Source organism: uncultured Acinetobacter sp. (genome assembly GCF_947624825.1).
GTDB lineage: Bacteria > Pseudomonadota > Gammaproteobacteria > Pseudomonadales > Moraxellaceae > Acinetobacter.
The window spans coordinates 22027-40840 of record NZ_CANQLZ010000007.1 but is presented as its reverse complement, the minus strand read 5'-3'; the positions used below and the strand labels follow the sequence as shown (position 1 = coordinate 40840).

The 18814-nt window shown below is 41.4% G+C and carries 12 protein-coding genes; 6 read left to right on the top strand and 6 right to left on the bottom strand.

Annotation, left to right across the window (positions count from 1 at the left end):
* Nucleotides 1-16: 16 nt before the first annotated feature.
* Nucleotides 17-2104: a polyribonucleotide nucleotidyltransferase gene (gene pnp, locus Q0017_RS03015; RefSeq protein WP_298142573.1), complete on the bottom strand. Its 2088-nt coding sequence runs from the start codon at nucleotides 2102-2104 to the stop codon at nucleotides 17-19.
* 237 nt (nucleotides 2105-2341) lie between these two features.
* Nucleotides 2342-2611 (bottom strand): 30S ribosomal protein S15, encoded by a 270-nt coding sequence (rpsO, locus tag Q0017_RS03010; protein WP_004692669.1) that lies wholly within the window; start codon nucleotides 2609-2611, stop codon nucleotides 2342-2344.
* Between the two features lie 37 nt (nucleotides 2612-2648).
* Between rpsO and Q0017_RS03005 the strand changes: the two genes are divergently transcribed.
* Nucleotides 2649-2918 (top strand): hypothetical protein, encoded by a 270-nt coding sequence (locus tag Q0017_RS03005; protein WP_298142480.1) that lies wholly within the window; start codon nucleotides 2649-2651, stop codon nucleotides 2916-2918.
* A gap of 326 nt (nucleotides 2919-3244) precedes the next feature.
* Here Q0017_RS03005 and recD read toward each other — a convergent pair whose 3' ends face one another.
* The 3 genes from recD to Q0017_RS02990 are packed head-to-tail and all read right to left on the bottom strand — an operon-like array spanning nucleotide 3245 to nucleotide 12317.
* A complete protein-coding gene (gene recD / locus Q0017_RS03000; protein WP_298142477.1) occupies nucleotides 3245-4942 on the bottom strand; it encodes an exodeoxyribonuclease V subunit alpha in 1698 nt (565 codons plus the stop codon).
* Nucleotides 4939-8664 carry a UvrD-helicase domain-containing protein gene (locus tag Q0017_RS02995; protein WP_298142474.1) on the bottom strand — a complete coding sequence of 1242 codons (3726 nt, stop codon included), beginning with the start codon at nucleotides 8662-8664 and terminating at the stop codon, nucleotides 4939-4941. The genes recD and Q0017_RS02995 overlap by 4 nt, the downstream gene beginning before the upstream one ends.
* The gene (locus Q0017_RS02990; RefSeq protein WP_298142471.1) at nucleotides 8661-12317 is read right to left on the bottom strand and encodes an exodeoxyribonuclease V subunit gamma; all 3657 of its coding nucleotides are present in this window, start codon (nucleotides 12315-12317) and stop codon (nucleotides 8661-8663) included. The genes Q0017_RS02995 and Q0017_RS02990 overlap by 4 nt, the downstream gene beginning before the upstream one ends.
* A 159-nt stretch (nucleotides 12318-12476) precedes the next feature.
* Between Q0017_RS02990 and Q0017_RS02985 the strand changes: the two genes are divergently transcribed.
* Nucleotides 12477-13046 carry a hypothetical protein gene (locus Q0017_RS02985; RefSeq protein WP_298142570.1) on the top strand — a complete coding sequence of 190 codons (570 nt, stop codon included), beginning with the start codon at nucleotides 12477-12479 and terminating at the stop codon, nucleotides 13044-13046.
* A gap of 30 nt (nucleotides 13047-13076) precedes the next feature.
* Here the strand turns inward: Q0017_RS02985 and Q0017_RS02980 are convergent, their stop codons facing one another.
* Nucleotides 13077-14483: a phosphate--AMP phosphotransferase gene (locus tag Q0017_RS02980; RefSeq protein ID WP_298142470.1), complete on the bottom strand. Its 1407-nt coding sequence runs from the start codon at nucleotides 14481-14483 to the stop codon at nucleotides 13077-13079.
* 158 nt (nucleotides 14484-14641) lie between these two features.
* On the opposite strand from Q0017_RS02980, the gene Q0017_RS02975 reads away from it, so the two are divergent.
* The 4 genes from Q0017_RS02975 (at nucleotide 14642) to Q0017_RS02960 (ending at nucleotide 18729) form a co-directional block, all read left to right on the top strand.
* Nucleotides 14642-15346, top strand: coding sequence for a hypothetical protein (locus tag Q0017_RS02975; protein WP_298142467.1), 705 nt, complete (start codon nucleotides 14642-14644; stop codon nucleotides 15344-15346).
* A 166-nt stretch (nucleotides 15347-15512) separates the two neighbouring features.
* Nucleotides 15513-16430, top strand: coding sequence for a bifunctional demethylmenaquinone methyltransferase/2-methoxy-6-polyprenyl-1,4-benzoquinol methylase UbiE (gene ubiE, locus Q0017_RS02970; protein WP_298142463.1), 918 nt, complete (start codon nucleotides 15513-15515; stop codon nucleotides 16428-16430).
* Nucleotides 16431-16440: 10 nt separating this feature from the next.
* A complete protein-coding gene (locus Q0017_RS02965; protein WP_298142460.1) occupies nucleotides 16441-17091 on the top strand; it encodes a hypothetical protein in 651 nt (216 codons plus the stop codon).
* A gap of 18 nt (nucleotides 17092-17109) precedes the next feature.
* The gene (locus Q0017_RS02960; RefSeq protein ID WP_298142457.1) at nucleotides 17110-18729 is read left to right on the top strand and encodes an AarF/UbiB family protein; all 1620 of its coding nucleotides are present in this window, start codon (nucleotides 17110-17112) and stop codon (nucleotides 18727-18729) included.
* The last annotated feature ends 85 nt before the right edge of the window (nucleotides 18730-18814 follow it).

The following is an 18814-nucleotide window of genomic DNA, read 5'->3' as shown; positions in this document are numbered from 1 at the left end:
AATCAACACAAAGCAATTATGCTTGTTCGATTTCTTTCATCGTTAACTTGATACGACCACGGTTGTCGACATCAGCAACTTGTACTTTAATCTCTTGACCTTCTGTCAACACGTCTGCCACATTAGCAATACGTTCGTTAGAAATTTGTGAGATATGAAGTAAGCCATCAGTGCCCGGTAAGATATTTACAAACGCACCAAATTCAACGATACGAATTACTTTACCTGTGTAGATTGTGCCAGGCTCAATTTCAGCAGTTAAAGCTTGGATTTTTGCAATCGCAGCCATTGCAGCAGCTTTAGTTTCACCAAATACACGTACTGTACCGTTATCTTCGATATCAATTGCCGCTTTAGTTTCTTCAGTAATGGCACGGATAGTTGCACCACCTTTACCAATCACGTCACGGATCTTATCAGGGTTGATATTGATCACTTGGAATGTCGGCGCGTGCATAGAAATTTCTGGGCGTGCACGTGAAATCACTTGGTTCATCTCATTTAAGATGTGCATACGACCAGCATAAGCTTGGTTTAATGCAGATTCCATGATTTCTTCGTTGATACCTTCAATCTTGATGTCCATTTGAAGTGCAGTAATACCGTTGGCAGAACCTGCAACTTTAAAGTCCATATCACCTAAGTGATCTTCATCACCTAGGATGTCAGACAGAACTGCAAAACGCTCGCCTTCTTTTACTAAGCCCATTGCAATACCTGCAACTGGTGCTTTCAATGGCACACCTGCATCCATAAGTGACAATGATGCACCACATACAGACGCCATTGAAGATGAACCATTTGATTCAGTGATGTCAGATACAATACGAATCACATACGGGAAGCGGTCAGCTGCAGGAAGAACAGCTTGAACACCACGACGTGCTAAACGACCATGACCAATTTCACGACGTTTAGGACCTGATTCACGACCAGTTTCACCTACAGAATATGCAGGGAAGTTGTAATGAAGCATGAAGTTATCAGTTTTTGTACCTGCAAGGGTATCAACCATTAACGCATCACGCGTGTTACCCAAAGTCGTTGTTACCAACGCCTGAGTTTCACCACGTGTAAATAGTGCAGAACCGTGAGCACGACCTAATACGCCAACTTGCACATCAATTGCACGAACAGTTTTCGTGTCACGACCATCAATACGTGGCTTACCAGACAAGATATTGTCACGTACTGTACGGTATTTTAATTCTTCAAATAATTCGTCAACTTCAGCTGCAATACCTGTTTCGTCTTCTTCAGGAACAAACTGAGCAACAGCTTCAGTATGAAGTGCATCTAATGCTGCATAACGATCTTGCTTAACAGCAATGGTATACGCTTCAGAGATTTTCGCTTCAAATGCTGCTTTTAATTTAGCAAGAAGTTCTTCATTTTTAACCGGAGCAACCCAAGTTGATTCAACCGCACCTGCAGCAGTTGCAAATTCTTTGATCGCTTGAATTGCAATTTGCATTTCGTCGTGACCAAACAATACAGCTCCAAGCATTTGATCTTCTGAAAGCTCTTTCGCTTCAGACTCAACCATAAGTACCGCAGATTCAGTACCTGCAACCACTAAATCAAGATCTGACTCTTTTAATTGTTCAGTGGTTGGGTTAAGGATGTATTCGCCATTGATCAAACCAACGCGCGCACCACCAATTGGACCACGGAATGGAACACCGGCAATTGACATTGCAGCAGACGTACCCAACATTGCAGCAATATCAGCTTCCATCGTTTTATCAGAAGAAACCACTGTTGCAGTTACTTGGATTTCGTTATAGAAACCTTCTGGGAACAATGGACGAATTGGACGGTCAATTAAACGTGAAATTAAAGTTTCAGATTCTGATTGACGACCTTCACGCTTACCATAACCACCTGGAATACGACCCGCAGCATATTGCTTTTCTTGGTAGTTTACAGTGAGTGGGAAGAAATCTTGACCCGCTTTTGCTTTTGGTTGTGCAACAATTGCAACAAGTACAGTCACGCCACCCATGGTAATCACCACAGTATTTGCTTGACGTGCAACGCGACCTGTTTCTAGTGTTACGGTATGTTGACCGTATTGGAATTCTTTACGAACAATATTAAACATCGACATATATTTTTCTTTCCTGATTTTATTCTAGTGGAGACCCCTAAGGTTTGGCATTCACAATCATGATATTGTGTAAATGACAAAGCTTAGAAGCCGACCTCACTAGATTTTAAACACAAAGAAGGAGCGAACATTCGCCCCTTCCCCATTATCTAACCAAAGTTAGATATGCTTTTGTTTTTAGTCCTACAGCACTCAACATGCAATAATCCGAAAAACAAAGTTTAAATCGAATTAACGACGTAAACCTAAAGCAGCAATCAAATCGCTGTAACGAGTAGCGTCTTTACCTTTAAGGTAGTCAAGAAGCTTACGACGTTGGTTAACCATACGGATAAGACCGCGACGGCTATGGTGATCGTGCTTGTGCTCTTTAAAGTGACCTTGTAAGTCATTGATTTGAGCAGTTAAAAGTGCTACTTGAACTTCTGGAGAACCAGTGTCATTTTCAGCACGAGCAAATTTAGCGATGATCTCTGCGCGATCTGCGTTTGTTAAAGCCATTCGATTTCTCCGAGATGCTTCTATAAAAAATTTCGATATGAATCAATTTAAAAAATTGACTGCCGTGCATCACTACAGCAAGGCTGCTATTTTAAGCCATATTAGTACAGATTGCAAAAATGCTTTTGCTCAAATCGCGATTGAAGGTGAAATAGCAGTCAATTTTTTCCCAAGAAAAGACCTATACAAAGAAGCCCAAGTTAAACTTGGGCTTGAGGCATTTGTAATAACATTCGGTTTTATAAGGATATGGCTTAGCAATATTTTTAAAAAACTAGCTGTCTTTATTTATGTACTGTGCAGTTAAAAGATGAAATTAGCGGGTATTTTGCCTAGGATCTTATGTATTTTGAATGACGTCATGTGTAGCCATTTTAAAAATAAAAAGCCCTGTAGTCTCTCCCAAAACTACAAGGCTTAGCGGCTGTAAGTTTCCTCTGTGACTTACTTTCCTGTAAGTTCGCTGCCATGTCGGCTTATCGTTATCATTGTGCGATTATTCTCAACATTCCGTGTTGAGCTTTTGTTAAAGCTATATTCGCAGAAAGTGCAGCAAAGCTCTATGCGTCAATTTCTCGAATCTTTGTAAGCCATGGCGTACAAAATTCATTTTTTGACTATTCAATCAAAAAATCACGTTGTTTTTAGCTTATTTTTTAAACCACTTTGGCGTGTGGTTTTTACAGTTAAGGCCTGCTGCAAGCTCTTTGGGTCGGCTAAAATACTCACCACCGACTTAGCACGGGTAATCGCTGTATAAAGCAATTCCTGGCTTAATAGGTTGGCAGCAGCACCATCTAACACCACAGCGGTGTGTTTAAATTCGGAACCTTGCGATTTATGAATCGTCAAAGCAAAAGCTGTTTCAATATTTTTAGGTAAACGTGCTGCCGGCAACCATTTTTCTAAACTTGGAAAATACACCTCAAACTGCCACTGCCCGTCTTTAAAACGTTGTAAACATACACCAATATCACCGTTAGACAGCACAAGTTGATAATCGTTATAGGTCATCATTACCGCACGTCCGACATACCAATCACCTTGTTGAGTGGTATAGCTTGCCAACTGTTGCAATAAACGTTTTTCAATCTGCTGATTAAGCTGTTTTAAACCCAAAGGCCCATGACGAATCGCCGTTAAAATACGATAGTCGTCAAAACGTGCTAAAACTTCTGCCAATAAAGTGTCAGGTCCATCGCTGCTTAAATAAGCCTGTAATGCAGCCACATAGCCACTAAACCCAAACATTAAGCGATCATAATAGCTGTGGTACTGCTGTGTTTGCAGATGCTCAGGCAGATATTCAAGCTGTACCACATCGCTCATGTGTGTTGTCAGTTCAATGGCTTGTAAAGTAGATGCTGCAATCAACTGTTCTAGCTCATGCAGCACTGAATTTTGCATATGTGGAGCTTGGATGAAACCTGCCAACTCACCAATGGCTGCACCCGCTTTAAAACGACGACTGGTATGTAAATGCACCCGATGTTGATCTAGACATTCTACCTGCTGTAAATCTGCCAAGACTGACCCTACATCCACGGATGCCAATTGCTGTGCATCGCCCAATAAAATTAAGCGGGTACCATTGGCAATGGCGTTAAACAATAAAGCAGCTAAATTTAAATCTAGCATGGAAGCTTCATCAACCACCACCACATCAAATGGCAAGGGCTGCTTGGCAGAAAAACGCGGTTTATGTTGTGTGCCTAAGCCCAATAAACGATGTAAAGTAATCGGTTGTAAATGCTTTAAATCATCGCTAACCAAATGCTCAAGTTTTGGGTCATTAAATGCACTTTGTAAAGCTTCTTTCATACGCTGTGCCGCTTTACCTGTAGGTGCTGCCATAGCAATGCGTAAGTTGGGTAAAGCTTGATTTAAAGCAGCAATAATACGTGCCAAAGTGTAGGTTTTACCTGTACCCGGACCTCCGGTAATGATGCTTAAACCCTGCTGTGCCACGGCGTGTAAAGCCGCTTTTTGATGAACATCAGTTAATAGCTCTTGATCATCTGCAACAGCCACTTGGGTGACTTTCGCTTCAATTAAGCGTTGAACATCTTGGGTCAATTGTTGTTCTAATTGCCAATAACGATATAAATATAAGTCACTTTGATCATAAATAAACGGCGCAATTGCATGTGGTGCGGCCACCAATGTGCCTAAACTACTGACTTGTTCAGGTAAAGCTTGCAAGCAACTGTGCCCACTTTGCATAGCAAGCAACAGTTCTTGAATTAATTTTTGTGCCTCAAGTGATGTATCTGCAAAATAGCCACTCCATGCTTTCATCCATGCTACGTCGTTGTCAGTGCTGATGTTCATAGCGTGTCCCCTTGCATACGACCTAACAATGCATCTAAACGCAAAATAAATTCATCCTCAGGTTTAAAATAATATAGACCTTGCTCAGTTTGCCCATTCATACCACGCAAATACAAATAACTTGCGCCACCTAAATGGGTGTGGATGTCGTAGTCTTGCAGTTGCACACTTAAATAACGATGCAAGGCCACCAAATACAAACCTGCTTGTAACCAATAACTTGCTTGTGACATATTGGCTTGAATATGGGCGTTGCTATAGTCAACTTGATTTTGACCTAAAAAGTTACTCTTATAGTCGGCAATGTGATAGCGCTGTCCATCATAAAACACCAAGTCAATTGAACCTGTGAGATAACGCGCTGAATTGGCGTGATTGAGTGGCAACATATGAATGCCATATTCTTGAAATAAATCACTTATACGTTGCACGCCAAAGATGCGATCGGCGAGCGCCAAATAAAATGGAAATTCGGCAATATGCGCATCTGCACTTAACTGACTTAAACAGAAATCGGCAAATAATGGTGTATTTAAAATCTCAGCTAACCACTCGCCCAACATGGCATATAGGTGCTCGTCATTGACCAGCTCAAACTCTGCCACATATTTTTCTTTTAATTCTTTCCATAGGCTTGGATAACTGTTTTTAAAACGTCGATGTAGCTCTAAACCCCAGTCACTTTGATCTTGAAAATCAATATGTTCAAAGATTTCATGTAAGAAGTTACCCGCCAATGTGCCCATCGGGAAATTACGTTTAATCCAAGATAAACTTTGCTCGCTTGGATGACTGTCTGCAACCACATGGATTTCATCAGCAGCATTGTTGTGCTGTTCATGCTGTGCAGCCAAAACATCCATGGCTTGTTTACGGCTTAAATGCTGCGCTAAAGCACTAAAACTGGTTTTACTGCGCGGATAAAAACGTTGTTTAGGTAAATCTAACGCATGCAGCACAGGCGTTTGAATCTGTTGCGGCGGACGAATCCAGATCGGACACTCCGCCAACAATGGCTCGTCCTGACAATGAGCATGACAAAACCCTTCACCAACATTTTTCCAAAACAATACACCATGTGCTTTATCTAATAGTTTTTTACTCAACATGGCATACACCCGATGACTGGCACGGGTGAGTGCCACATACCACAAACGGTGCTGTTCGGCTTCTAATCTGGCGTCATGTTCGGCAATGGCTTGTGTATCTAATAAATGTTTATCGTTAATTGCCACTACACGTTGGATTTCAGTTTGCCCAGTCTCACTGTGATTGATCACTTGAGTCGAGAAATTCAAGGTTTTATTGATCTCACGCCCAGCCGAGCTTGCCCCAAGCAAAAATACAATTTTAAATTCAAGCCCTTTAGATTGATGCACTGTCATCAGTTGCACACCTGCTGTGTTACTTAAACTGCGCTCCATTTCCCAATCACGTTGCCCCGGTGACTGAATTTGTTTTAAATACCATGTATATAAGGTTTGCGCACCTTGATAGCTTTCGCTGTGCTGGGTCAGACTTTCAGTTAAATGACGTAAATTGACCACTAGGCGTTCATTATCACGGCTTTGGTAACGCACTAAATTTTCCCACACCGCAAAAATATTTAAGGTGTATTGCCATGCAGTTAAAAAGCCTTTAGCCAACCACATTTCACGAATATGCTCAAAGTCGTTCATATAACGACTTAAACCCTCAGGCTGACCTTGCATCGCAATCAGGTCATTAAGTTGCAGTCCAATTAAATGACTGAGTAAAGCCCGTTTGACTTTAGCTTCATCAAAAGGATGCAAAATTGCAGTTAAGATCGCCCCAACATCTTGGGCAATACTGCTGTCAAATACACTGCGTTTTGAGGCACGATTAACGCGAATATTTAAACGATTTAGCTCATATTGAACTTTATCTAAGCCATCATGATTACGTGATAAAACAGCAATATCATCGGCTTGCAAAGGCTGTTGCTGTTCTTTATGTTGAAAATATAATTGCTGTTGTGCGCTTAAATTTAACAGATGGCGAATTTGCCAAGCCACTTGTAAAGGCTCTTGATCGGCATCTTCTAAAGTGATAAAACGCAGCGGCTTTGGATTGGCGATACCTTGTTCATAACAGATCGGATGCGGACGTAGACCTGCTTCTACAGGACTATAAATCACCTGTTCACCAAAATTGGTCTGCTGCTGAAACAAAGCATCAACCACTTGCACCAACTCAGGTACAGAACGCTGATTATATTTAAGGCTATACAGTTTACCGTGTTTGGCTAAAACATCTTGACGGGCTTTGCTATAGGTCAACATATCGCCACCACGAAAGCCATAAATGGCCTGTTTAGGGTCACCCACCATAATCATACAACCTTGGCTATACCATTTGGGGTTACGCCAAATTTGCGCCAACATATTGTCTTGATCTTGGTTGGTATCTTGAAATTCATCGACCAAAATTAACGGATAACGACTCTGCACATATTGGGCAAACCGCTGTCCCTGCTCTCCCATTAAGGCATCGCTTAAACTGCGCATTTGTTGGGTAAAGGTGGTTTCGCCTTGTTGTTGTAAACGCTGTGGTAAACGACGTTTGACTTCTTGGGTTAAAAAATATTTAAGCTGTGTATCAATCGCGCCAAGTTGCTGCTCAAATTGTTGGGTGGCCAGCAATAGCTCTTGTAGTTTTTGTATGACCCGATGCTGTAAAAAGGCTACTTGATCTTCGGCGCTACAAGTTTTACTCGGTTTATTAAATAAACTTTTACGTGGCAAGCCTTTACTGTCTAAAAATAAATTAAAAATTTGTTTCAGCTGTTTTTGAAACTGTGGATTAAAAAATACTGTTAAAGGTTCGTTTTGCTTTAACGTGTTGATGAGATTCGGTAAAATCACCGTAAAGGTTTGTAGCAGGTTTTTTCCAGGTTTTTCTAAGACATGTGCAGAAAAATTAGATGTAAATTCTCCTGCATAATAGGCCTGTAATTCTTGTAAATCCTCTACAGTAAAACTCGCAAGTTGATTTAGACAAGCTGATAAAACCTCAGTGTCTAAAGGTTGTGGCTTCACGGTTTGCATTTTGGCTGAGGCAAAATCAAGACTTTTTTGCACCACATCCACATAAGCCAAAGGGGCTTTTAAAATTCCTTTTAGCAGCAAAAAATCAATATTGGCTTGTGGCTGTAATTGAATCCACTCACGTAATACATCGTGAATAATTTGTTGGGTGTATTGCTTGGCTTGATCACTAATGGCCACATGCTCAATTCTGCCACTTTCAAAAGAAAATTCTGTGAGCAATTTTTGACTAAAGCTGTCTAGCGTTCCAACAAACAATTCATCAAATTGGTCTAAAACCAACTTTAAACGTTCGCAAGCATAGCCAATTTTATCTGCATAATCGTGCAAGATTTTTTGGAATAAGACGTCTTGTTCAAGTTGCGCTTGCGCTAAAATTTCTGTGCTGCTTAGAGCTTGATAAGGCTGTAAAAAATGCAAAGTATCTTGCAAACGTTTACGAATACGGGTTTTTAATTCTGCCGCTGCTGCACGGGTAAAAGTGGTGGCAATCACTTGATGCGGTAAATAATCATGCAACAACACACGCACCATTAAGCTTGATAGCGTATAGGTTTTACCTGTGCCCGCCGAAGCTTCAATCCAATGTAAGCCGCGAAATTGCATATCAACAATAGGCGCATAAGAAGGTTCAATCTGACAAAAACTGTTCATGCGTCATCCTGTATCGTTTGATGCCAAAAGATCGGCTGATAAAGTCGGTAAGAGAAGGTTAAACACGCCTGTTCAAGCAAGCTATTGCTATCGGCATCACGTAAAATAAACTGCCAATCGCGGTGTTTAATATTCCACTCTTCATTGTCATAACGATAGCCGGCAAAACCATCCGATTTACGCCACTCTTTAATCAGTCTGTCTAAATCTTTAACTTGCATATCACCATTTTTAACATCTACCCACTCAACTTTGGCTTCGTCTTTGAGGAGTAATTCTGCCGGCAATAATAAGACATTTTGCTTAGCGTATTGCCATGCCTCAAGCCAATCGTGTAACCAAATTTTGGCTTGATCTGAGCTGACCCCTTGGCAAATTAAGGTTTTATCACTGCATACAACAATACGGCGTAAATTTCTTCCTGCATCACCTAAATCTAAATAGGCAAGCCACAGTAAATATTCAAGCCACACCCGACCACGGCGTTTGGGCTTAGCACTGGCTGCCATTAAACTGACCCACGTTTCGCTCATACTTTCTGGCACTTGAATACTGATATGTAATTGATCTTGAAGTTTTAAAACCTGTCGTGTGGTGGCAGTGCTGGTTTCAGCAAATTGGTATAAGCGCTGCTGCAAATGCCTGTGCTCAACCAAGCTTTGCTGCCATGTGGCATACTGAGTTTTGCCTACCGGCAACACATCTTGTAAAACATCTGCATTGGCGCTTTGTTGATGCAATAAAAACTCACGCACTTGATATTTTTTTAAACCATCTAACAACAATGGTTCTTGATCTTCTATCACATCACTTGGGCTTAAATTTTTCACCCCTAAAGTTTTAAGATACGTGCGCGCCGGAAATAGAATGTCTTGCATCCATTGTTCACTGTCTAATAATTCAAAGGCTTGCTCTAATGCCGGCAATGTATATACGCCTGTACTCCATGCTTGACGTGGTTGCTGCGCACCAACCAATTGACGCGCCACTTTAAACCATTGGTTTTGATAGCGTATAGCATGCGCTTGACTAAAGCCTACAGGATCAAAGGGTTGTAAAGGATGAATATGATAGAGGCTGAGCAATTGGCTCGGTACTTCAACCCCATGCATATCGGTATGTAGGGCAAGGGTTGGATCTTGATACACAATCAAATTTAAGTGCTGTATAAACTCTTGTAACACGCTGGATGGATCACGTACTTCGCTGTCGTTTAAGTCAAACGCATTATAAAACAGCCATACATTGTCTTTGGCCAATAACATGGCATCTAAAAATGCACCTTGATCATCTTCTAAACGTGAACAATCACCCAATTGTGGACGTAACATTTGCATAAGATCAAAAGGAATATGCTGATCGCGATTTGGGAACTTGCCACTGTCTAAATTAAGCATCACCACCAATTTATATGGCACAGGACGGATCTGCCCCATTTGGCTAAAAGTGATTTGTCCTGTAGGTTCGGCTTGCTCTAACTGACTGCCTAAACTTTTTTCAATTTCTGCTAAAATATAAGGCAAAGGCAGGGTCAAACTGCGTAAAGCATCTTGTTCATCGTCATCATAAAAACTGGTTAAAGTCAGCATACGTTCTTGTTTTTTAACCAACAGATATACGCTGTCTAACACATCTACGCCTGCGGCTTTAAACTCATTAATTTCATCCATTAAACAGTTTAGCCAATATTCAGCGCTGCGTTGTTCTTGGGTTTCATGCTCAATCAGCCATGTACGCCGTGTCGCAATATCTTGATAAATTTCAATTAAGGTACCAATTAAAGCAAAATCACTTGGGCGAACTTCGGCATAACTTAAGGTGTTTTCAAATACACAATGTTCAGGAATGGCAATGCCAAGTGCCAAACGATCTAAAGCAAATTTAAAGCTAAAACGATAATCTAGATCGCCCTCAATTAAGCTTTCTTGTAAATGCTGCGCATCGAAACCACGTTTAAAACCCGCCGCTTGGAGTAGTTCATAAATACGTTCAAGGGCATTGGCATCTAAATTGTAGCGTTGTTGGGTGGCAAATAAACTCAGCCAATCGGCAAATGCTTCTAAAGTAAAACGACCTTTTAATAACTCAATACGCCCGAGTACAGCACGCCATGCGTTTTGTGCATCGAGTGGTGTAACACCGGCAATTTGAATGGGCAGATACACGCTATCTTGCAGCATGCGTTCGCGCTCAGACAAAGGCGCGGCAAAGGTACTGCGAATTTGTGGTTCAATGTCTTTAAGGTTAGGACATAACACCAAAATATCACTGGCACGGCGCGGTGCATCAGGTGTGCCGTGGCTTAACCAATGTAAAATTTGTTCTTTTAACACCTCAAGTTGGCGCAAACTTGAATGACACACATGAATTTGAATCGAGCCATCATCTGGCTGTAAATGGTATTGCTTTGCCTCAGGTTTACGTAAATGTAAAATATCGCTTTGGATTTTGCCTAATAAGGTGTTTGGATAATCTTCAGGGAATAAATCAAACCATTGCCCCTCTTCGTTAGAAGATAAACTCGACAACAACGAAAAATGGTCACGCGCTTGCTTACCAAAACGCGTGAGTAGCGGATGATGCGAATCGCGTTTTTCGGCATGAAACTCTAGACTAAATTTTTCAATATAGGCATTAATGGCTTGGTCATCGACGCTACGCCCTTGCGCTTGCTCACGTTCAATAAATCTTTGGCGTAACTGTGCGTCATAGCGGGCTTTCCAATGTGGGTCGACCATATCGGCCCAATATTCTTGTGAGGGGTTGTAATGCATCACAAAAATATCAAGGTACTGTCCTAAACGACGTAAAAATTGCAGTTGTACGGGCGGTAAATCCAATAAGCTAAACACCACAATTTGATTAGGTAAACGTTTTAGGGCATCTTGGCGTGTGTTTGGGTCATCAAGGCGTTGCCAAAACAGCGCATCAATCCGTGCCACGTTTTTAAAATCTTCAGCAAAAACGCTTTGCCATAACCAACGTTGCCATGCTTCAAGCTCATAGGCTTGCTCAAGCTTAAATTGCTCAATTTCAGTGCCGACCTTAAAAAACAATTGCTCGACATTTAAAGCATGTTGCTTGCCCCATGTTTGCAGCCAATTATTGCCACAAACACACAACTGAGCCCCACAACGTGCACAATGGCTACGGTATTCCATATAATTGGAAAATAAACGCGACACTTGTTCGGACACCCAATACAACATGCTTTGTTTTTTATTAAGTTGTTCAAACCCCTCTAAACGGTCGGCACTGGCATAAATACGTTGAATGATGGGATATAACGGATGTTGCTGACTTAAGGTATTGTGTGGTGCTTGGACAAAATCTTTTAGACTTTGATAAATGCGCCATTTGATCATTAAACGCGGCAAGTTGGCTTTACGCACTTCATCGCGTTGATCATGCAGCACTTCTTGATATGCCCACCACTGAAAACCACGCATACGCTGATGAAATTGATTATTGGCACTAATGCCGCGCTGTTCGGCCAAACGTTGGGTAAGCCATGTTTCAATGGCTAAGGATGGCACAATAAAATGTTGGGCTTTTAACACCATCAAAGGATGCGCTTTGCTTTGTTGCACCGCGCGCAGCATGGCTTCAAATAACACTTCAATTCGCTGACTTTGCATTACATGAATGGCCATACTGCTCCTAACACCTGAATAAAAATAAAAATTTATCTACAAAATCACAAAGATTCTGTACTAGACCCACGCCAATGGCTATGTCAAATTAAGCTTAAGTTGGCTTAAACCACACGATCAGACATAGAAAAAATTCATATTAGTTTAAGGTATTTCATGATGAAAATTGACAATATTCCACAAACAATTGACCCTACATTAAATTTAGAACAAGTCCGTGAAGAGTGTTTAGAGTTGGTCAAAAAACGTGCCTATATGTCGGCAGGTGTTGCCATTATTCCTATTCCTTTTTTAGATGTTTTAATTGATGTGGGGATTTTATCGCAACTAATTCCTGAGGTGAATGCCCGCTTTGGTTTAGCACCTGAACAAGTGACTGTGTTTGATCCAAAAACCAAGCAAATTCATTGGAGTGAGCTCAAAAAACGTGGGGTTGAGTTCTCAGGTTTAGTGGTTGCGCGTACTGCCATGAAAAAATCATTTAATAACATGGCCGCCAAATACTTAACCAAACAAGTGACCAAGTTTATTCCACTTGGCGGACAAATGATTGCTGCCAGCTTAGGTTATATTGTGATGAAAAAAGTCGCCGAAGCGCATGTTGAAGAAAGCTACAAATTGGCCAAAGGCATTCAGCTTAAACAAGGTGTTGATCGTGGCCAACCTGTAGCACCACCTGTGACCAATGTACCGACCCTTGAGCAGCAACAAGATGCTGCTCAAAAGTAAGTGATTAAAACGCTCGTAAAAGGGCGTTTTTTATGTGGCTTTGAGCTGCTTTAAAATGGTTTCTAGCACCTCAATTCGTGCGGTGTTTTTGTCATCCGTGGCAATAACATGCCACGGCGCAGCCTGAGTACTGGTATGAGCAAACGTATCGGCAGCTGCTTGTAAATAATCATCCCAACGCTCACGATTACGCCAATCTTCTTCGGTAATTTTAAAGCGCTTATGCGGGGTTTCTTCACGTGCCTTAAAACGTGCCTCTTGCTCATCTTTAGAAATCGCCAACCAAATTTTGACAATCACACCATTGTTTTCAATCAAGTCTTGTTCAAAGCGGTTAATTTCTGCATAAGCGCGTTGCCATTCGGCTGGATGCGCAAAACCTTCAACACGCTCGACCAACACCCGCCCATACCAGCTACGATCAAAAATACTAATATCGCCTTCGGTTTGTAAACGTCGCCAAAAGCGCCATAAATACGGGCGGCGCAACTCATACGGCTCAGGTGCAGCAATGCTATGAATTTGGTATTCACGCGGATCAAGCTTTTGCACAATGCGTTTAATTGCACCACCTTTGCCGGCTGCGTCCATGCCTTCAAAGCACACTATCACATCGCGTGGATCAAAACGTAAAGCGTCGGCAACTTCACGGGTTAGGGTTTTTAGTTTGTCTTTATACTCAGATTTATCTAATACGTTTTGTTCAGGTGCTTGTAAGGCTTGAGGAATAGAATTGTTTTTCCATTTTTTAGCACTGGTTTTGATATGCTCAGGGCAGTCTTTTAAAGCACTTAAAATATGCTGGGCAAAAATTTGATCACGGTTTTTATCTGCCCCATCAATGACTAACCAATCTTGGGTAAAGCGCGATCTTAAACGCTGCAAAGTCTTGTATTTATTTTGATTACGCCAATCACTACTTTGTAATTTATGCCAACGGGCTTCACTCGGTTCCATCTCATCAATACGTTGTTGCAAAGTATCCCATGACAAATCAAACCAAACTTTAATGACATCCACATTATTATTTCTTAAATCTTGTTCGTACTGCGCCATTTTGGCGATGTAATCGTCATATAAACTGTCATCAATGGGATTAGATACATGCATGGCGGTGCTCAGTAAGTCGGTATACCAATTGCCAAATAAAATGGTGATTTGACCTTCTTTGGGCATAAACGGCACATACGGCAGCCAATAAGGTTGCTCGCGCTCAAGTACCAAAGCTTTATCAGCTTTTACCTTTAAATAACGCGGATCGACCCATTCACGTAATTGTTTAACCGCCTCACCTTTTCCGGCTAAATCAATCCCATTGACCAAGATCAGTAAACTTTTGGCATTTTTTTGGTCACGGCTTTGGCGTAAAGCAAATTGTGCCTCAATTAAATCTAAGGACAGTTGATCTTCATCCATTGCTTTAAATTTTTCTGCCATATTGTGTTGCCCTTATCATTTTTTATGGTTGTAGCTTCTATGTTTACAAAGATTTAGTGCAGCTTGCAATCAACAAATCGCTTTTTTTGGATTTAAAGATAGCTGTTTGAGGTGTAAATCTTTAAGCTTAAGGCACAGTGGCAAGCAATGGAGCCGATATGTCAAAACTTGCGGTTTTAAACGATTTATTTATGACGTATCAACAATTAAACTATCACCAAAATCCGCAGTTATTACAACGATTACGTGATGTGCAAAATTGGCAAAAAAAGCGCATTATTCGTAGCCATGCGCCACAATTTAAACAAAAACAAAATGTATTAATGGCCGAATATTTTATGAATCGCCTATATGGTGGTCCAGATTTTGATGCCCTTGCTGCACAGATTCAGCGCTTAATTCCTAAAATTAACAAAGCTGAAAAACTGATTCCTGAAAATGCCGTTAAAACCGGAACTGCAGGTATTCAATTGGCTTTGCTTGCGGTACAACTTGATGAACAAGTGGCTGCTCAATTATTGCAAGATTACCCTGAAAATACCCCATTAACCGACGAAATCATGCGTGTGACCTATTTAAAACTAGACCAAGGCACACAGCGTTTAGAACAATTACGTCAACTAGATCAATTGGGTTTAAGTTTAGATAAATATTTGCGTTCTTTTGTGGTGCATACTGCATTTAAAATGTGTAAAAGCACTGCCTATAAACATAAATTTGATGTGATGTATGATTTTATGCAAGATGGTTTTGCTGCCATGAAACCACTTAAATCGGCTGAGCAATTTGTGCGTGACTTTACCGCTCAAGAACGTGAAATTGTTGCTAAAGTGCATGCCGGTGATCCACAACCGTTTGCATAAGCGAAAAGCCATCGCTTGCACTTTGGTTGCGTTATAAATACAACAAATGCAGTGTTTTTTCTGTATATTATGCAACACATTCAAGTCTGCATCGCTATAAGGCTTTAGAATCTGTCATGATGCATGCACTGTTTTTAACTCTATTTCCCTGTTAGGAGTGAGACTCATGTCTAACGAAAATCAAACGCCTACAAATGCACAAAACACAGACAAAGTGAGCCCATTCTTAACCGAGCCACTACCACAAGGTGCGCCACAAGGTCAGCAACAAAGCGTTGAAGCCACTACAACACGCGCCATTCCTAAATATAATTTACCGCGTGGTGCCAATACCGGCAATGTGGGTGAAAAAACTCACTTTGGTTATCAAACGGTAAATAGCGAAGAAAAAGCGCAAAAAGTTGCTGAAGTATTTCACTCGGTTGCAGCTAAATACGACATTATGAATGACTTAATGTCGTTTGGTATTCACCGTCTATGGAAACGCTTTGCAATTAATATGTCGGGTGTACGTCGTGGTCAGCACGTGCTAGATATTGCAGGCGGTACAGGTGATTTAGCCAAAGTCTTTAGCCGTGAAGTGGGTCCAACAGGTCATGTAGTGTTATCTGATATTAACGAATCAATGCTCAATGTCGGTCGTGATCGTTTAATTGATGCAGGCTGTGCCAACGTTGATTTTGTACTTGCCAATGCAGAAACCTTAGAACCTTTTGCCGACAACAGCTTTGATTTAGTGACTATTTCTTTTGGTTTACGTAACGTAACCGATAAAGATGCTGCACTAGAAGCCATGTATCGCGTGTTAAAGCCGGGCGGTCGTTTATTGGTGTTAGAATTTTCTAAACCTGTGTTTGAACCATTCTCAAAGCTTTACGATTTATACTCGTTTACAGCATTACCAGTCATGGGCAAAATCATTGCCAATGACGCAGAAAGCTATAAATACCTAGCCGAATCAATCCGTATGCACCCAGACCAACGTACCTTAAAAGGCATGATGGAAAATGCAGGCTTTAGCAACTGCGACTACCACAACTTAACCGGTGGTATTGTGGCAGTGCATCGTGGCTTTAAACTTTAAGGTTTAAATTATGTGGTCGATTCTTGCCTTAGGTGCAATCGAACGCTTTATGCATCATGTAATTGATCTGGATGCGATTACCCGCATTCAGCTCAATAGCTTACAAGGCAAAGTGTTGCGCGTGGTGATTGACACACCGCAACTGTCTGTTGATGTTTGCTTTGATGAGGGTAAAGTGCGCCTAGAACCCACCCCCACAGGACACAGTCAAACGCCGTCTATTTTTGAGCAGCGTCCCTTTGACCCAAGCCATGTACCTATTGTCGCAACGGCAACTTTACATGTTGGCAATGTCGTAGATTTGCTGAAACTTTTACTCAGCGATGAAGTGGGCACGATTCCTTTGCAAGGCGATTATCGTGTGTTGCAAGATCTACAACGTATTATGCAAAATAGTGAGCTCGACCTAGCGGCACATTTAAGTCCGTGGATTGGGGCAAATTTAGCGCATGAAATTGGCAAATTACAATACATCCCTCGCCTCATGAAAGATCAACTGCACAGCCAAGCCTTTATTGCAGAAGATTATTTAAAAGAAGATTCCGGTTTATTTGCCCCACGTTGGCAAATGGACGAACTGCAACAAGCGACCCGTCGTTTGCTGCAAAACCTTGATCGTGCTGAAGCGAAAATTTTAGCGCTCAAACAAAAAATTTCTTAACTTTAGGTAATGGCATTTATGATTCCGCATGTTTCACGTTTACTCGAACTTTGGCGCATCGCCGCGCACTATAGACTCGACACGTTGTTTCCTGCCGAAGAACTCCCTGCCAAAGCCCGCCCGATTTTAAAGTTGATTCGTCTGCATCCTGCGGCATGGTCAAGTAAAGAAAAAGACAACCCTTTAAAGCTCAAACAAGCTTTAGAAGATATGGGACCATTGGCAATTAAATTAGGTCAATTGCTCTCAACCCGCCGTGACTTAATTCCACCTGAAGTTCTTGAACAATTAGTTTTACTACAAGATCGCGTAAAACCTTTTGCTTCAGATGTAGCAACAATGCGTATTCAAAGCGCCTTAAAAGCTGACATTGCCACCTTGTTTGCCCGCTTTGATGAGCAACCACTTGCCGCAGCATCCATTGCTCAAGTTCATACCGCAGCTTTACATGATGGTCGTGAAGTGGTGGTTAAAGTCACACGTCCTGATATTAAACGTCAGCTACTCCAAGACTTTGAAATCTTGCAATGGTTAGGTACCGCTTTAGAAAAACGGCTTGAAGCTGCTCGTGCTTTGCATTTATCGGAAATTATTCAAAGCTATCGTCAAACCATTTTAAATGAGTTGGATCTGACCTTAGAAGCCGACAATACCCGTCGTATGCGCCATTACTTTACCGGCTCTAGCATGATGTATGTGCCTGAAGTATATATGGATAGCGTAGATGTTATGGTGGCCGAGCGCATCACAGGTGTGCCGATTTCTGAAACGCATGTCTTTGATGAAATGGGCATGGATCGTGCTGATTTGGCAGAAAAAGGCTTAACCATTTTCTTCACCCAAGTGTTTCGTGATAACTTTTTCCATGCCGACATGCATCCGGGCAACGTCTTTGTTGAAACCATTAATCCAAGCAATCCGCGTTATATCGCACTCGATTGCGCCATTATGGGTGAGCTGTCTAAAAGCGACCAAATGACTGTAGCACGTATGCTGCTTGCGGTGATGAACAGCAACTTCTTACAACTGATTCAAATTGTGCATCAAGCTGGATGGATTCCACCGGGCACAAATCAAGACGAATTAGCGCGTGAAATGCGTCGCACCGTTGGCCCAATGGTGTCTAAACCCATGGATCAATTGGATTTTGCCGGAATTTTATTACAAGTCATGGACATTGCGCGACGTTTCCATTTGGAAATTCCACCGCAACTGATGTTATTGCTCAAAACCTTAGTCCATGTTGAAGGCCTAGGCACCGACCTGTATCCGCAGCTTGATATTTGGAAATTAGCCAAACCCATTCTCACCGATTGGGTTAAAGCCCAAATGAATCCACAAAAAAATCTTAAAGAATTAGGTGAGAAAATTCCAGATTTACTCTTAGGCGCTCAAGATTTACCGACCCTACTGATTGATAGCTTAAATGGCTTAAAAAATCAGTCGGCTTGGCATGAAAAACAATTGCGTGAATTACAACATTTACGCTTACAGATGGAACAACAGCAAAAGCGCTCATGGTTTTTTGGCAGCTTGATCGCCGTATTATTGGTTATTGCCGTAATTACGCCTTGGTATATTTCTGCAATTTTAATTGGCTTGAGCAGTATTTTAGCCATTTGGCGTGTAGCCAAATAAAATACAAAAAGGGAGCATCATGGTGATGTTCCCTTTTTTTGTGACAGCATTCAACTTTTTAAAATGACTACAAAATCAGCATATA

Bases quoted from the DNA above. Each gene is read 5' to 3' on its own strand.
- pnp (WP_298142573.1), bottom strand. From the start codon at position 2,104: ATGTTTAATATTGTTCGTAAAGAATTCCAATACGGTCAACATACCGTA.
- rpsO (WP_004692669.1), bottom strand. From the start codon at position 2,611: ATGGCTTTAACAAACGCAGATCGCGCAGAGATCATCGCTAAATTTGCT.
- Q0017_RS03005 (WP_298142480.1), top strand. From the start codon at position 2,649: ATGAATCAATTTAAAAAATTGACTGCCGTGCATCACTACAGCAAGGCT.
- recD (WP_298142477.1), bottom strand. From the start codon at position 4,942: ATGAACATCAGCACTGACAACGACGTAGCATGGATGAAAGCATGGAGT.
- Q0017_RS02995 (WP_298142474.1), bottom strand. From the start codon at position 8,664: ATGAACAGTTTTTGTCAGATTGAACCTTCTTATGCGCCTATTGTTGAT.
- Q0017_RS02990 (WP_298142471.1), bottom strand. From the start codon at position 12,317: ATGGCCATTCATGTAATGCAAAGTCAGCGAATTGAAGTGTTATTTGAA.
- Q0017_RS02985 (WP_298142570.1), top strand. From the start codon at position 12,477: ATGAAAATTGACAATATTCCACAAACAATTGACCCTACATTAAATTTA.
- Q0017_RS02980 (WP_298142470.1), bottom strand. From the start codon at position 14,483: ATGGCAGAAAAATTTAAAGCAATGGATGAAGATCAACTGTCCTTAGAT.
- Q0017_RS02975 (WP_298142467.1), top strand. From the start codon at position 14,642: ATGTCAAAACTTGCGGTTTTAAACGATTTATTTATGACGTATCAACAA.
- ubiE (WP_298142463.1), top strand. From the start codon at position 15,513: ATGTCTAACGAAAATCAAACGCCTACAAATGCACAAAACACAGACAAA.
- Q0017_RS02965 (WP_298142460.1), top strand. From the start codon at position 16,441: ATGTGGTCGATTCTTGCCTTAGGTGCAATCGAACGCTTTATGCATCAT.
- Q0017_RS02960 (WP_298142457.1), top strand. From the start codon at position 17,110: ATGATTCCGCATGTTTCACGTTTACTCGAACTTTGGCGCATCGCCGCG.